At 63.7% G+C, this 13,746-nt stretch carries 13 protein-coding genes and 1 tRNA gene; 8 read left to right on the forward strand and 6 right to left on the reverse strand.

Annotated features, from left to right (window positions below; translation table 11 throughout):
• Positions 1-107 precede the first annotated feature (107 nt).
• Complete coding sequence (locus tag G9Q80_RS05560; RefSeq protein ID WP_088716686.1) at positions 108-848, forward strand: heme-dependent oxidative N-demethylase family protein; 741 nt, start codon at positions 108-110, stop codon at positions 846-848.
• Here G9Q80_RS05560 and G9Q80_RS05565 read toward each other — a convergent pair.
• The 4 genes from G9Q80_RS05565 to G9Q80_RS05580 form a co-directional block, all read right to left on the reverse strand.
• Positions 829-1,497 carry a hypothetical protein gene (locus tag G9Q80_RS05565; protein ID WP_088671500.1) on the reverse strand — a complete coding sequence of 223 codons (669 nt, stop codon included), beginning with the start codon at positions 1,495-1,497 and terminating at the stop codon, positions 829-831. The genes G9Q80_RS05560 and G9Q80_RS05565 overlap by 20 nt on opposite strands.
• A 120-nt stretch (positions 1,498-1,617) precedes the next feature.
• On the reverse strand, positions 1,618-2,418 hold the full coding sequence (locus G9Q80_RS05570) for a lytic murein transglycosylase (protein ID WP_088716685.1): 801 nt from the start codon (positions 2,416-2,418) through the stop codon (positions 1,618-1,620).
• A gap of 165 nt (positions 2,419-2,583) precedes the next feature.
• Positions 2,584-3,987: a type I glutamate--ammonia ligase gene (gene glnA / locus G9Q80_RS05575; protein WP_043146791.1), complete on the reverse strand. Its 1,404-nt coding sequence runs from the start codon at positions 3,985-3,987 to the stop codon at positions 2,584-2,586.
• A gap of 72 nt (positions 3,988-4,059) precedes the next feature.
• Positions 4,060-4,398, reverse strand: coding sequence for a P-II family nitrogen regulator (locus G9Q80_RS05580; RefSeq protein ID WP_043146790.1), 339 nt, complete (start codon positions 4,396-4,398; stop codon positions 4,060-4,062).
• 169 nt (positions 4,399-4,567) lie between these two features.
• On the opposite strand from G9Q80_RS05580, the gene G9Q80_RS05585 reads away from it, so the two are divergent.
• Positions 4,568-6,118 carry an NAD(P)H-hydrate dehydratase gene (locus G9Q80_RS05585; protein WP_088716684.1) on the forward strand — a complete coding sequence of 517 codons (1,551 nt, stop codon included), beginning with the start codon at positions 4,568-4,570 and terminating at the stop codon, positions 6,116-6,118.
• Between the two features lie 6 nt (positions 6,119-6,124).
• On the opposite strand, the gene G9Q80_RS05590 is transcribed toward G9Q80_RS05585, so the two are convergent.
• Positions 6,125-6,523 (reverse strand): Hint domain-containing protein, encoded by a 399-nt coding sequence (locus G9Q80_RS05590; protein WP_232788313.1) that lies wholly within the window; start codon positions 6,521-6,523, stop codon positions 6,125-6,127.
• 247 nt (positions 6,524-6,770) lie between these two features.
• Here G9Q80_RS05590 and G9Q80_RS05595 point away from each other — a divergent pair.
• Positions 6,771-6,855: transfer RNA gene (locus G9Q80_RS05595), tRNA-Leu, on the forward strand.
• Between the two features lie 255 nt (positions 6,856-7,110).
• Here G9Q80_RS05595 and G9Q80_RS05600 read toward each other — a convergent pair.
• Positions 7,111-7,869 carry a class I SAM-dependent methyltransferase gene (locus G9Q80_RS05600; RefSeq protein WP_088716683.1) on the reverse strand — a complete coding sequence of 253 codons (759 nt, stop codon included), beginning with the start codon at positions 7,867-7,869 and terminating at the stop codon, positions 7,111-7,113.
• A 123-nt stretch (positions 7,870-7,992) separates the two neighbouring features.
• On the opposite strand from G9Q80_RS05600, the gene G9Q80_RS05605 reads away from it, so the two are divergent.
• The 5 genes from G9Q80_RS05605 (at position 7,993) to G9Q80_RS05625 (ending at position 13,296) form a co-directional block, all read left to right on the forward strand.
• The gene (locus G9Q80_RS05605; protein ID WP_088716682.1) at positions 7,993-9,129 is read left to right on the forward strand and encodes an ABC transporter substrate-binding protein; all 1,137 of its coding nucleotides are present in this window, start codon (positions 7,993-7,995) and stop codon (positions 9,127-9,129) included.
• 56 nt (positions 9,130-9,185) lie between these two features.
• Positions 9,186-10,247, forward strand: a complete 1,062-nt coding sequence (locus G9Q80_RS05610; RefSeq protein WP_088716681.1) for a FecCD family ABC transporter permease — start codon at positions 9,186-9,188, stop codon at positions 10,245-10,247.
• Positions 10,241-10,996, forward strand: coding sequence for an ABC transporter ATP-binding protein (locus tag G9Q80_RS05615; protein ID WP_043146779.1), 756 nt, complete (start codon positions 10,241-10,243; stop codon positions 10,994-10,996). Before G9Q80_RS05610 ends, G9Q80_RS05615 begins: the two co-directional genes overlap by 7 nt.
• A 221-nt stretch (positions 10,997-11,217) precedes the next feature.
• Complete coding sequence (locus tag G9Q80_RS05620; RefSeq protein ID WP_088716680.1) at positions 11,218-12,159, forward strand: helix-turn-helix domain-containing protein; 942 nt, start codon at positions 11,218-11,220, stop codon at positions 12,157-12,159.
• A 207-nt stretch (positions 12,160-12,366) separates the two neighbouring features.
• Positions 12,367-13,296, forward strand: a complete 930-nt coding sequence (locus G9Q80_RS05625) for a Hint domain-containing protein (RefSeq protein WP_088716679.1) — start codon at positions 12,367-12,369, stop codon at positions 13,294-13,296.
• Positions 13,297-13,746 lie beyond the last annotated feature (450 nt).

Consider the following 13,746-nt stretch of genomic DNA (forward strand, 5'->3'; position numbering starts at 1 on the left):
CGCGCGAAATTGCGACCGTACAGCGGGTCGTTTTTCGACCGCTTTCGTTCAGGTGACGTGGGGTCGCGCGGCTGGCGGAGGCCGCGTCGCGGGCCTAGCCTGCGCGCATGATCCTGCAAGACCGAATCCCGTATGATGTCACAGCGCCGCGCCCCTTGCCGGGGATCGCGCCGCTGGACCCGTCGGAATGGTTGATCGTGGACGAGGCCTATGCCGGGCAGATGGCAGAGCGCCGCCGCCTGCTGGCCGACAGCCGCAACGAGGTGCTGGCCTTGTCGTCCGGGGCCGTCCCGGCGGCGGAAGAGTTGCTGGAAACGGTGCTTGCGGCGCTGCCTGACGGGTTTTCGCGGGCCGAAGACAGTGTTCTTTGCCCCGATGGCGCGCGTGTCGCGCTGGACAGGACCGATCCGCTGGGAACGCTGGGGCGGATCGTGCAGGAAGACCTGTGCCTGATGGAAAAGCATGGCGATCAGCATGTGCTGACCGGGGCCGTGCTATGTTTCCCGGCCAGCTGGCGCCTGGACGAGAAATTCATGCGTCCGATGACGGATATCCACGCGCCGGTCGACAGTTTCGACGACAACATCGCGCGCCGGGTGCAAAGACTGTTCGATGGGGTGCAGGCGGGGCGTCCGCTGTGGCGGTTCAATGCCCTGCGATACGCCGAGTCAGAACTGTTTCATCCACGCTCGATGCACAACCCGCGCGCGCCGGTCGATCCCGCCGCCGCACCCTTCTGGAGGTCAGAGCGGCAGTGCATCCTGCGCCTGCCACGGACCCGCGCGGTGGTCTTTTCTATACACACCTACCTGGTGCGCAGCGAAGCGGTCACTGCAGCAACTGCCTGAGGAAATAATCCATCTGGCCGGTCGTGCTGAGCACGGCGATCAGGCTGGTCACGGCCATCATCTGGCTGGCGCGCCGCAGGCCGAACCTGGACGGGCGCCGTTGCATCGCGGATTGCGCCACCACGGCGGGCAGGTTGGGGATGTCGGCCGGTTTCGAGCGTTTGGGGTAGAGCGTGCCGCAGATGCCCTGCGCGGCGGCGGCGCTTTCGAACAGTGCGTCCTCGATTTCCGTGTCGACCCGGCCGATGCGGCGCGGCGAGACGAAGTTGCGCAGCCGGATGAAATCGTCCCGGTCGATCAGTGTATCGGGGGCGAACCATTCCAGGATGTCCGCCGAGGAGTGATCCAGCGCGGCGCGCACAGTGTCCGACAACAGGCGCGCAGCGTCGGTTTCGTCGGGCGGTGTCCCGTCGGCGGTCACCACCTCCAGCACCACCCGGGGGCCGTAGTCGCTAAGTTCTTCGGACAGCACCGAGATGCCCAGATGGTGGCCCATCACGCGGCCCGGTTGTCGCCGTGTCGGAGACTTGGCGTCCGGGCGTGGATCAAGACGGGCCAGCACCTTGGCGGCGCTTTCGAGATAGGGCTCGGGGTGCAGATCCCGCACGTCCGGCAGGATCATCCCCGCGTAGGGGTATTCGAAGGTCATTCTGCTCTCCTGTGGCGGCATTCTTGTCCGCACAGGGAAAGACTGACCCCGAAACATGTTAACAATCGGGCGATTCGGGGAAAATTACGCGGTTTTGCGCTCTTTGTTTCCGGATCGGGCTCAGCGGCCGATCCTCTCGGCCGCGGCCGCGATGGCCTGCTGATAGACGGTGGCGGCGTTCCATTCGTTCAGGACGCGGAAGTTATGCGTGCCAGGTCCGAAGGGCTGCCCCCGCTTCCATCCCTTCTGGCGCAGGAAATTGGCGGTCGAGGCCAGTGCATCGGCCTGGTTGTAGAAATCGACCCGTCCGTCACCAGTGGCATCGACGCCGTAGCGCATGGCATTGCCGGGCAGGAACTGGGTGTGGCCCAATTCGCCGTGAAAGGCGCCCTTCTGGCTCGGGGACAGCATCCCGCGATCCACCATTTTCAGCGCCGCGATGGCATGGGGCCGGAACAGTTGCGGGCGGCGGCAGTCATAGGCGACCGTCAGGATCGAATTGATCACAGGTTCGGTGCCCATCGTGCGGCCATAGCCGGTTTCCATGCCGTGAATGGCGACGATGATGCCTGCCGGAACGCCAAAGTGCTTTTCGAGGCTGTCGTAAAAGGCCTTGTTTTGGTTGATCCGGTTACGGGCACCGTTGGCGAAACTGTCGAGCGACCCAAGGCGGATCTGCACGAACCGTTCGAAGCTGTATTTTACGCCCTTCTGGTTGCGGTCCGCGCCGATCGTCTTGGTGGAATAGCGCGCGTTCATCAGGGCGTTGATGCCCCGGTCGCCGACCCCGGCGCGGCGCGCCTCGGCGGCGAATTCACCTTTCCAGGCGTCAAAGCCCGAGGCGGTGTTCCCGCAGCCTGCGGCAAAGGCGGGGACAGCGGTCAGAATGGCAAAGGCAAGGGCAGGGGCGAGGCGGCGCATGGCAGGGCTCCGGTTCGGACAGGTTTCCTGGAAGGTTAGCCGCGACTGGAGGAGGCGCCAAGAGGGTAGAGCGCGGGGTGGCGGGCTGCCGCCACGCGCGGGGGAGGGGCGGACATGAAAACGGGCGCCGCAGGGGCGCCCGTTCCGCTGTAGATCGCGTGGCGATCAGCAGCTGTAGTACATGCCGAACTCGACCGGGTGCGGCGTGTGTTCGAACAGTTCGATCTCTTCCATCTTCAGTTCGATGTAGCCGTCGATCTGGTCCTTGGTGAAGACGTCGCCGGCGAGCAGGAACTCGTGGTCGGCCTTCAGGCAGTCGATGGCTTCACGCAGCGAGCCGCAGACGGTGGGGATGCCTTCCAGCTCTTCGGCCGGCAGGTCGTAGAGGTTCTTGTCCATCGCCTCGCCGGGATCGATCTTGTTGGTGATGCCGTCCAGGCCGGCCATCAGCAGCGCTGCGAAACACAGGTAGGGGTTCGCCGACGGATCGGGGAAACGGGCCTCGACGCGCTTGGCCTTGGGGCTTTCGGTCCACGGAATACGGACGCAGCCGGACCGGTTGCGGGCCGAGTAGGCGCGCAGAACCGGGGCTTCGAAGCCGGGGATCAGGCGCTTGTACGAGTTGGTGGACGGGTTGGTGAAGGCGTTCAGCGTCTTGGCATGCTTGAGGATGCCGCCGATGAAGTACAGTGCCTCCTGGCTGAGGTCGGCGTACTTGTCACCCGCGAACAGCGGCTTGCCGTCCTTCCAGATCGACATGTTGCAGTGCATGCCGGTGCCGTTGTCGCCGTAGATCGGCTTGGGCATGAAGGTGGCGGACTTGCCATAGGCATGTGCCACGTTGTGGATGATGTACTTGTACTTCTGCAGCTCGTCCGCCTGCTTGGTCAGCGAACCAAAGATCAGGCCCAGCTCGTGCTGGCAGGACGCCACCTCGTGGTGGTGCTTGTCGACCTTCATGCCGATGCGCTTCATGGTCGAGAGCATTTCCGAGCGCAGGTCCTGCGCGTCGTCGGTCGGGTTGACCGGGAAATAGCCGCCCTTGACGCCCGGACGATGACCCATGTTGCCGGTCTCGTACTCGGTGTCGGTGTTCCACGATGCGTCGACCGCGTCGACCTCGTAGGAGACCTTGTTGATCTTGTTCGAGAAGCGCACGTCGTCGAACAGGAAGAACTCGGCTTCCGGACCCCAGTACGAGATGTCGCCGATGCCGGAGGACTTCAGGTAGGCTTCTGCCTTTTCGGCGGTGCCGCGCGGGTCACGCTCGTAGGGTTCGCCGGTGTCGGGCTCGACGACCGAGCAATGCAGGCAGAGCGTCTTTTCGGCGTAGAACGGGTCGATATAGGCGCTTTCCAGGTCGGGCATGAGTTTCATGTCCGAGGCTTCGATCGACTTCCAGCCGGCGATCGAGGAGCCGTCAAACATGAAGCCCTCTTCGAGGAAATCCTCGTCCACCTCATCTGCGATCACGGTCACGTGCTGCAGCTTGCCGCGCGGGTCTGTGAACCGGATGTCGACGTAGGCGACGTCCTCTTCCTTCATCATGTCGAGAACAGCGTTGCTCATAACTGTTGAGTCCCTTTCTGTCATACTTTGGGGATGCCTGCGGCCCAGCAGTGCCGCGGTCAATTTCTGGAATTACAGCGCGTCCGAGCCGGTTTCGCCGGTGCGGATACGGATGGCCTGTTCGACGTGGCTGACAAAGATCTTGCCGTCGCCGATCTTGTCGGTCTTGGCGGCCTCGACGATGGCCTCGATGGCGGCATCGACCTGGTCGTCGTCAAGAACGATCTCTATCTTCACCTTGGGCAGGAAGTCGACGACGTACTCCGCGCCACGGTAGAGCTCGGTATGGCCCTTCTGGCGGCCAAAGCCCTTCACCTCGACGACGGACAGACCCTGGATGCCCGCTTCTTGCAGCGCCTCCTTCACCTCATCAAGCTTGAATGGCTTGATGATCGCTTCGATCTTTTTCATGAGACCTCGCTCTCCCTTGCGCTCTTCGTGGACTTGGCAGATCACTTCTGGATGATCGCCACAATCCGATAGGCCCCGCGAGGGCCGGAAGCGAAGAGCGAATTTTTGGGCGAGGTCAAATTTTGTGCGAGTTGCGCAAAAATAGTGCAGAATTGAATCGCGAGGCAAAATGACAGAGCTTTTGACCTCGGCGCAGATGCGCCAGATCGAGCAGGCGGCCATCGACAGCGGCGCCGTGACGGGCCTTGAGTTGATGGAGCGGGCAGGTGCCGGCGTGGTCGAGGCGGTGTTCGAGGAATGGCCGCAACTGGGGCAGGGCGCGCATCGGGCGGTCGTTCTCTGCGGGCCGGGGAACAATGGTGGCGACGGGATTGTCGTGGCGCGATTGTTGCAGGAGCGCGGGTGGGACGTAGGGGTGTTCCTTTATGGCGATGCCGAAAAGCTGCCACCGGATGCGAGAGTGAATTATGAGCTGTGGCGGAAGATGGGCGCCGTCTCGTCTTGGGAAGACTTGAACGCTGAGCAAACCACCGCGGACCTGTTCATCGACGCGGTCTTTGGGACTGGCCTTACACGGCCCTTGCCCGAAGAGGTCGGGCGCGAACTGATCATGACCGCAACGCACGACAAGACGACAACAAAAGTTGTGGCCGTGGACATGCCATCGGGACTTTGCGCGGACAGCGGCAAAATGCTTGGCGGCGGCGGGGATTTCAGCGACCTCGTGGTATCGTTCCACTCGGCAAAGGTTGGGCACTATCTGGATCGTTCGTATCAGCGCTGCAATTCGTTGGTCGTCAAGGATATCGGCTTGGACCACGTGTTTGGTGAAAGCCAGGTGCATCTGGTGGACCAAGCCCGCCTGTCGGACGACTCGTTCCCAAGGATTTCGAAACGGAAGTTCGACCACAAGTACACCCACGGCCACGCGCTGATCCTGTCCGGCGGTTTCGGCAAAACCGGCGCAGCGCGTCTGGCGGCGCGCGGCGCCCTCAGGATCGGGGCCGGGCTGGTGACTATGGGTGTGCCGGGTGCGGCGCAGATGGAGGTGGCAAGCCGGATCACCGCACTGATGCTGACCCGGGTCGAGGATGCCAGCAACCTGACCGAGGTTCTGGAGGACAGGCGCCTCAACGCGCTATGTCTCGGGCCCGGCATGGGGGTTGAGCGGGCACGCGATCTGGTGCCTGTGGCGTTGGCTGCAAGGCACGGGCCTCGCGTGGTGCTCGATGCCGATGCCTTGACCGCCTATGCGGATTGTCCCGAGACGCTTTTTGCAATGCTGCACGCGAATTGCGTTCTGACACCGCATGGCGGGGAGTTCGCGCGGCTCTTCCCCGACATCGCGGAAAGGTTGAACAAGGAACCAACACGCGGCCCGGCCTATTCCAAGGTGGACGCAACGCGGGACGCTGCCGCCCGCGCGGGCTGCGTCGTGCTGTTCAAGGGGCCCGACACGGTGATCGCCCACCCAAGCGGGGCTTGTTCGATCAATGCGGCAGTCTACGACAGGGAGGCGCCCTGGCTGGCCACTGCCGGATCGGGCGACGTATTGGCGGGTTTCATCACGGGGTTGCTGGCCCGTGGCTTTGCACCGATGCAGGCCGCAGAAACCGGCGCCTGGCTGCACGTTGAGTCCGCGCGCAGTTTCGGCCCCGGCCTGGTCGCCGAGGACCTGCCCGAGGAGCTGCCCAAGGTGTTTCGCAGGCTCGGGCTGTGACGCCTGTCAGGCGGTGACGTCTCTCGTGGCAGAGGCCAGTTCCAACCCGTCCGCATAAAGGATGTGCGGCGCGTCGAAGGCCAGTGCGACCAGTTGCATGTCGATTGTGCCCGCGCTGCGGATGAACTTGCCGTCGATAAGACGTGACAGGGGCACCAGCGCCCGGTCCTTGCCGAACAGCGTCCTGGCCCGCCAGTCGCGCAACAGCACCTCTTGTGCGGCGGGCAGGACCAGCGTCAGGTCGGGCCGCATGTGCCCGAGGCTGCCAGGTGCCACGAAAACCGCTGGCAGGCGTCGGCGCAGGGGCCGCAGCGCTGCTAGCCGTGCCGTCCCGCTGTCGCGCGTGATGATCCTGTCCCCAGAGGAGAGGTATTCCACCGGCAGCGCGCCATCGAGCGTCAGCACGAGAGTGCCGAGAGGGAGCGCATTGCAGGGGGCATTGGCGGATGCTTGGCACACGGACTCCACACCGTTGCCACGCCGGACCATGTCATGGGCCATCGTTTCTTGTTCCTGTATGTTACTGCCGGTCTTTTCTTGTTTTGCGGCAGGATAGGCCAAGATCCGGTTTATGTCGCCTGCAATTGCATAGGCTTTTCCAAGAATTTTCCGCTCGCCTCGGTCACGGCGCTTTGCTATTCAGCGCGACGTTGCGGGTGTGGCGAAATTGGTAGACGCACCAGATTTAGGTTCTGGCGCCGCAAGGCGTGGGGGTTCAAGTCCCTCCACCCGCACCATATCAAGCCGAGGCAAGGGCCAAGACCCCAATTAGGTCAAGGCGTTGTTCCGCTCTTCTGCAATAGCTTGCGGCGCGGGCTGTCGCGAAGGGCTGCGGGCAAGTGGTCACGCCCGCTGGGCGCTGGATGTCTCTTCCCGGTGTCGCGCTTCAGGCCATGATGGTTTCAAGCGACCAAGGTCCTGTTTCCGGATTTATTGGCCCGCTTGTCCGGGCGTGTGGCACGCTTGGTCTGCAGGGGCCTTTCGGCAGCCCGTCAGGATGGGGCCGGTTTCCTGGCGCTGATCGCATAGCGGTGTTCCGACCGGCGAAGCAGGGCCTTTTGCCAGCCGAACTGCCTTGCCTGCGCGCGGTGGACCGGCCCGAGGTTCGTGTCGACCCGCAGATCTGTGAATCCCGCCGCTTCAAGCATGTCCGCCACCTGATCTGCGCGGGCGCCTCCCGAGAAATGGACCTGGCTCAGGATTCTCTGGTGTCGTGTGCGCTGGCCGTTGACCGGCGCGCGGCGAAGCCCGCCCAGCAGGCGCGCAGCCAAGGACTTGGTGACAAAGTCACCGTCCACCACCAGAAGTCGCCCGCCGGGAGCAAGGATGCGCAGCCATTCGGCGAAGGCCGCCGCCGGATCGACCAGCGTCCAGACCAGGTGCCGTGTCACGATCACATCGGTGCTGGCCTCGGGCTGCATTGTCCGTTCCGCATCGGCCTGCAGAAAGGTGACTTCGGGCAGTTTGCCGCGGGCCCGCTCCAGCATCGGTTCCGACCAGTCCAGCCCGGTGACCACAAATCCCATCCCCTGGCAGAGCCGCGCGATTTCTCCGGTGCCGGAGGCCAGGTCGAGCAGGCGGCGCCCTTCTGGCGGGCCGAGGTGGCGGCGGAACAGCGCCGCCCAGGCGGACATCTCGGCCCCGTCGGAAATCCTGTGCCCGGGATCGTCGTCGAAGGTGGCGGCGCGGTCGGACCAGTAGTCGCGAATCTCGTCGCGCAGGTTTCGGTTGCTGAGGGGGGCTGTCTGCATCTGCGGGCCTCTTGGTCGGTTTCGCGGGATGTCGCAGATGTTGACTGAATAAGTCAACTTAGTTGTTGACTGAAACAATCGGAATTAATAGCGGTGCACCATCCGATACCAAGAGGATTCCAAATGACCCTTCGCAGCCTACTCGGCGCCTCGGCGCTGAGCCTCATCGCAGCCAGCCTCGTGCAAGCCGACCCCATCACCCTCACCGACATCGCCGGTCGCGAGGTCACGGTCGACGGGCCGGTCGACCGCGTGATCCTGGGCGAAGGGCGGCAGATCTTCTTTGCCGCGGTGCTGGACCCTGAAAACCCGTTCGAGCGCGTGGTCGGATGGCGTGACGATTTCCGCCAGGCCTCGCCCGAAAGCTATGAGATCTACGCCGAGACTTTCCCGGCTCTGACAGAGATCCCGGTTTTTGGCGGGTTCAAGGACGGCACTTTCGACATCGAACAGGCTGTCTCGTTGAACCCGGACGTGATGATCATGAACCTCGAGGCCAAGGCCGCGACCGACGAGGCCGGCTACGAGGACAAGCTGGCCAAGGTCGGCATCCCGATCGTCTATGTCGATTTCCGTGAAAAACCCTTCGAGAACACGGCGAAGTCTATGCAGATCATCGGCAAGCTCTATGGCGAAGATGCCAAGGCGGCCGAGTTCAACGATTTCTACCAGGCGCAGATCGCCCGCGTTACCGACGTGATCGAGGCGCAGACGGACCTGGACCGTCCGCTGGTCTTTGTCGAACGGGCCGGCGGTTATTCCGAAGATTGCTGCATGTCTTTCGGCGACGGCAACTTCGGTCGTTTCGTGGCGCTTGCGGGTGGCACGAACTTGGGCAGCGAGTTCATTCCCGGCACCTTCGGCACGGTGAACGCCGAACAGGTCATCGCCTCGGACCCCGATCAGATCGTGGTCACGGGCGGCAACTGGGAGGCCTATGTGCCCGGCGGCGACTGGGTCGGCATGGGGCCGGGGTCCGACGTGGCAGAGGCCGGGCGCAAACTGGCCGCGCTGATGGAGCGCCCCGCCTTCACCGGCGTGAAGGCGGTCGAGACCGGGCAGGTGCACGGCATCTGGCACCAGTTCTACAATTCGCCCTACAGCTTTGTCGCGGTTCAACGCCTGGCGACCTGGCTGCACCCCGAGTTGTTCCCCGACATGAACCCCGAGGCGACCTTGCAGGAACTGCACGAGCGTTTTCTGCCGGTGGATTATCGTCCGGGCTACTGGGTGTCGCTGCAAGCCGCCGAAACCAACTGATCCGATGAACGTGCAGGGTGGCCCGGGTTGGGCCAACTTTTCCTGACGGAGCGCCCATGACCACAGTCACGACAGAGATGTCCACGCATGCCGGTGCCTATCGCGGATTGGTTGCCCGGCGTATCGCGATCCTGGCCGGGCTCTCCGCGCTCCTTGTCGTGTCCGTTGCCGTGGATGTGTCGCTGGGACCCGCGCGGTACGCGGTCTGGGATGTACTGAAGACGATCCTTGCCCCCGGCGCGGCGGAGCTGCAGATGCGGGTGGTTGTCTGGGACATCCGGATGCCGATGGCCGTTCTTGCCGTGACCGTGGGCGCGAGCCTGTCACTGGCGGGCGCCCAGATGCAGACCATCCTTGCCAACCCTTTGGCCAGTCCCTTTACCCTTGGACTCTCCGCGGCCGCCAGTTTCGGCGCGGCGCTGGCTATGGTTCTGGGGGTGGCGCTTTTCCCGGCGGCGCTGTCGCTGATGGTGCCGATCAATGCCTTTGTCATGGCGATGGCGGCCTCGCTGCTGATTTTCGGCCTCAGCACCCTGTGTGGCGTGACCGTGGAAACCATCGTTCTCCTCGGTATCGCCCTGGTGTTCTCCTTCAACGCGGCGCTGGCGTTGCTGCAGTATTTCGCCTCGGAACAGGCGCTTTCGGCGGTGGTTTTCTGGACAATGGGCAGCCTGACCAAGGCGACCTGGGGCAAGGTCGCGGTCACCGCCGTCATCCTGGCGATCTGCACGCCGCTCTTTGCCCGCCGCGCCTGGGCGCTGACCGCGATCCGCTTGGGCGAGACCCGCGCGGCGGCAATGGGCGTGCCGGTCAAGCATCTGCGGCTGGAGGCGCTGGTGCTGGTCTCGCTGTTGGCGGCGGTGCCGGTCAGTTTCGTCGGAACAATCGGGTTTATCGGCATCGTCGGCCCGCATGTGGCGCGCCTGCTGCTGGGAGAGGACCAGCGGTTCTTCCTGCCCGGAGCGATGCTGTCTGGGGCGGTGATCCTCTCGGCGACCTCGGTCCTGTCCAAGGCGATCCTGCCGGGCGCGGTCCTGCCCATCGGGATCATCACCGCGCTGGTCGGCGTGCCGTTCTTTGCGGCCCTCATTCTGACGAAAGGACGCAAGTCATGGTGAGCCTGACGCTTGAGCGTGTCGGTGCCGGTTACGGGCGCCGGAAGATCCTGACCGAGGCGAGCACGCCGCCGATCGCGGGTGGCATGTTGACCGCGCTGGTGGGCGCGAATGCCGCCGGCAAGTCGACACTCTTCCGCCGGATCGCGGGGCAGTTGCGCGGGGCAGGGGCCGTGCGGCTGAACGGCGCCGCGCAGGCGGACCTGCGGTACATGCCGCAGGACACGGGCATGAACGCGGCGCTGACGGTCTACGAATCCATCATTCTCGCGCTCAAGCAGGGGGAGGGGGGATGGCGCCTGTCGTCGGGTGAACTGGCAGCCGTGGACGAGGTTCTGGGCCGGTTCGGCATCGCACATCTCGCGGATCACCAACTGCCGGAATTGTCCGGCGGCCAGCGTCAGGCGGTATCCGTTGCGCAGACGCTGGTGGCGCGCCCCCGCGTGGTGCTGATGGACGAGCCGACCTCGGCGCTCGACCTCTATCGCCAGTTCGAAGTGCTGGAGGCGCTGCGCGCATATGCCGAGGAAACCGGCGCGGTGATGATCCTTGCGTTGCATGATCTCAATCAGGTGATGCGCTGCTGCACGACGACGATTGCCCTCGCCGAGGGGCGGCTGCTGGCCTGTGGCGATACGCTGGAGGTTCTGACCCCGGAGCTGATCCGCCGTCTTTATGGCATCGACAGCCGGGTTGAACGCTGCTCGCGCGGGTGCCCGATGATGATCGTGGACGGGCCGGCTGCGGCCTAGGAAAGAGGGCAGGCCAGGCCTGTCTGAATAGGGCGCACTGGTGATTGTCCTGCGCTCGAGTTTATTCAACCGGGAACGATTGACTGCCGGTCCTTGTCCTCGGTTGTGACGGAGTGCAATGGCGGCAGCGGTGCGAACTGAGTCATCGCAGACTTTTCTTAACTTTTGAAACACGTTAGCCCTGTGTCCGCTGCGAACAGTAACGGCACAGGATCAATGTCATGAGTAACGGGCGTGTATCGCCGATCGAGCTTTATCTCGGGAACGGCCGGGCACATAACGTCGTCCAGCGGCAGGCCGGAACCGTCGAGATGACCTGGCAAAGACAACCCGGCACGGACGGCAGTGGTGTCAGTTGGAGCCTGTCGCGATTCCGGACCTCCGGACCGGACAGCGTCGAGGTTACGAGTTCGCGCAACTCGGGTTTCGTGTTCACCCAGGTCGTGCTCAAGGGCGGTTTCCAGGCAGAGCTTGCCTGTGGCCGGCGCTACCAGGACAGTGCGCCGGGCTTGATCCGGCCCAGTGTCTCCGGGGCGCTGTATCGCTTCGGAGCGGGCGACAATGCCATCTTCGGTGCGCTTGTCTCGCTTGAGACGGTCAAGGATTGGTTCGGCGGCCCGGTTCCCAAGGGCATCCGCCCCTTGCTCGAGGGCGGAAGCAACACCTACCACCGCGCAAGGGCGTTGCCGGTACACCTGCGACAGGCATTGATGACTGCCCTGTCGAACAACTCGCCGCTGGGGCGCCGCATGGTGAGCGCCGCGGCCCAGCAGATCCTGGGATTTCACCTGCAAAGCCTGTGCGAGGATGGCGTGCCGAATGTGACGCCCCTGGCTGGCAGCCTTGCCCGCGATGCGCATGCGCTCTTGCAGGAGTGCCCAGAGGATCCGCCCTCGCTTGCCGAAATCGCCAACCAGTTCGGGGTCTCGCCCCGCCGCCTGGATCGGGCGTATCGTGTCGAGTTCGGGATCAGCTTCAACCGGTCTCTGCAACAGGTTCGCTTGGCGGCGATCTGTACCGCGTTGCAAGAGGGCATGCCAATCAAGGTTGTGGCGCACAGGTTCGGCTATTCCAGTGTCAGCAATTTTTCTTCGGCCTTCCGCCGCTGGACCGGGCTGCCGCCGCGCCAGTGGTTGGAACGACAGGCAGCCTCCCGCACCTGACCCTGTCGAATGCAGGGGCGCTGTGGTCGTTCGCAAACAAACTCTACCGGAAATCAACAAAGACGCGGCTGGGGGGCCGTTTCGCTCCCCCGTAGGGTCCCGCGTGCGGAGCTTCTCCGCGCCGGGCGTGGCCACCGGATCAGCCCCCCCGTTGTCGGGAGGCCGCGCCAGGCTGATCCAAACCCCTGCAGTGGAGAAAATGATTCTATGCCCACATCTTTTACGTTCGGAAGTTCCGTCGGCTCGGACGGGTTAGCCGCTACTTGGCAAGACGACGAAGGAACGATCACCGCTGTCCTGGATGATGGCAGCATCCTGCCCGGTGACGAGGTCGCCATCACAGGGTTCGACGTCAACACCATGTCCTTTGGCGGGGTATCGGGGGGAACCGGTTTCTACCTCGGGAGCGGGATGTTCAACGGAACCAAGGGATATGTCTTCGGCAGTGCCGATACCGTGGCCGGCAACACGGCTTTCTTCGTGGTCTTCGATGCCCCCGATGGCGCCCAGTTCGGCACAGCCATCGGGGTCAATGTATACGCGGATGATCCGTCGTCCCAGGTTCTGAGCAGCGATGCGGCCTGTTTTGCCTCCGGAACGCTGATTGCCACGCCGGACGGCGAGCGCGCGGTCGAGGCGCTGAAGATCGGCGATCTTGTCACGACGGCGGACGGTCGGACTGTTCCGGTCCGGTGGATGGGTCGCCAGACCGTGCACAAGGCCTTTGCTTCGGCGCGCGTGCAGCCTGTCCGGATCACCGCCGGGGCATTCGGCGACAGGGCGCCCTACCGTGATCTGGTGCTGACCTCCGACCATGCGGTCATCCTCGACGGTGTGGCGATCAATGCCGGGGCACTGGTGAACGGGACGAGCATTCAGACCGTGCCGATGGAACAGCAACCGGACCTCGTTACCTATCACCATGTGGAAACGGATTCGCATGACATCATCCTGGCAAACGGGCTGCCAGTGGAAACCTACGTGGATTTTGTCCGTCGCCAGGCCTTCGACAACTATCAGGACTACCTGTCCTTGTACGGCGAAGAGCGGAGCATCGCGGCGATGCCGGTGCCAAGGGCATCTTCGGCGCGATTGATTCCCGCGGCGGTGCGCATGCATTTGGGCCTGGGCGCCTAGCCGGGAAGGGGGGCTGACTGTCGGGGCGCGGCGGTGCGTGTAGCGTGCGTGCCTTATGCGCCCGCGGCCTGAGGCGGCCTTGCGCACAGAACGGGGCATTGAATCACCGGGGGCGTGATTCAATGCCGGGGCAGGGGGCATCTAGGCATCTGCCTGTCTTCGCTGAACTGGAAAATGCGCAGGGCGGTTCTAAAATTTACCTTCAAAACAATGTCTTGAAAGGTATTTTGTATTTTTTGGCGATTTCTCCAAAAAACTGCTTGCGGGTTTTGTTGGGTAACCGTAAAAGCCCTTCACCGGCGGCGCTGAGGCGCTGATCGGGGGGCCGGACGGGACGGCGGGGCGATGCTCCGGGGACTGCGAGGCAACAATCTGAGGCAATGACGGGCGGGCGCGCCGAGCAAGTTAGGGCGCACCGGTTCGGTTTTTGTCTCTACGCTATTTGACATT

The organism is Mameliella sp. LZ-28 (assembly GCF_012274245.1).
GTDB classification, from domain to species: domain Bacteria; phylum Pseudomonadota; class Alphaproteobacteria; order Rhodobacterales; family Rhodobacteraceae; genus Antarctobacter; species Antarctobacter albus.

Coding starts and splice junctions, on each gene's coding strand:
- G9Q80_RS05560 (WP_088716686.1), top strand. CDS start 108: ATGATCCTGCAAGACCGAATCCCGTATGATGTCACAGCGCCGCGCCCC.
- G9Q80_RS05565 (WP_088671500.1), bottom strand. CDS start 1,497: ATGACCTTCGAATACCCCTACGCGGGGATGATCCTGCCGGACGTGCGG.
- G9Q80_RS05570 (WP_088716685.1), bottom strand. CDS start 2,418: ATGCGCCGCCTCGCCCCTGCCCTTGCCTTTGCCATTCTGACCGCTGTC.
- glnA (WP_043146791.1), bottom strand. CDS start 3,987: ATGAGCAACGCTGTTCTCGACATGATGAAGGAAGAGGACGTCGCCTAC.
- G9Q80_RS05580 (WP_043146790.1), bottom strand. CDS start 4,398: ATGAAAAAGATCGAAGCGATCATCAAGCCATTCAAGCTTGATGAGGTG.
- G9Q80_RS05585 (WP_088716684.1), top strand. CDS start 4,568: ATGACAGAGCTTTTGACCTCGGCGCAGATGCGCCAGATCGAGCAGGCG.
- G9Q80_RS05600 (WP_088716683.1), bottom strand. CDS start 7,869: ATGCAGACAGCCCCCCTCAGCAACCGAAACCTGCGCGACGAGATTCGC.
- G9Q80_RS05605 (WP_088716682.1), top strand. CDS start 7,993: ATGACCCTTCGCAGCCTACTCGGCGCCTCGGCGCTGAGCCTCATCGCA.
- G9Q80_RS05610 (WP_088716681.1), top strand. CDS start 9,186: ATGACCACAGTCACGACAGAGATGTCCACGCATGCCGGTGCCTATCGC.
- G9Q80_RS05615 (WP_043146779.1), top strand. CDS start 10,241: ATGGTGAGCCTGACGCTTGAGCGTGTCGGTGCCGGTTACGGGCGCCGG.
- G9Q80_RS05620 (WP_088716680.1), top strand. CDS start 11,218: ATGAGTAACGGGCGTGTATCGCCGATCGAGCTTTATCTCGGGAACGGC.
- G9Q80_RS05625 (WP_088716679.1), top strand. CDS start 12,367: ATGCCCACATCTTTTACGTTCGGAAGTTCCGTCGGCTCGGACGGGTTA.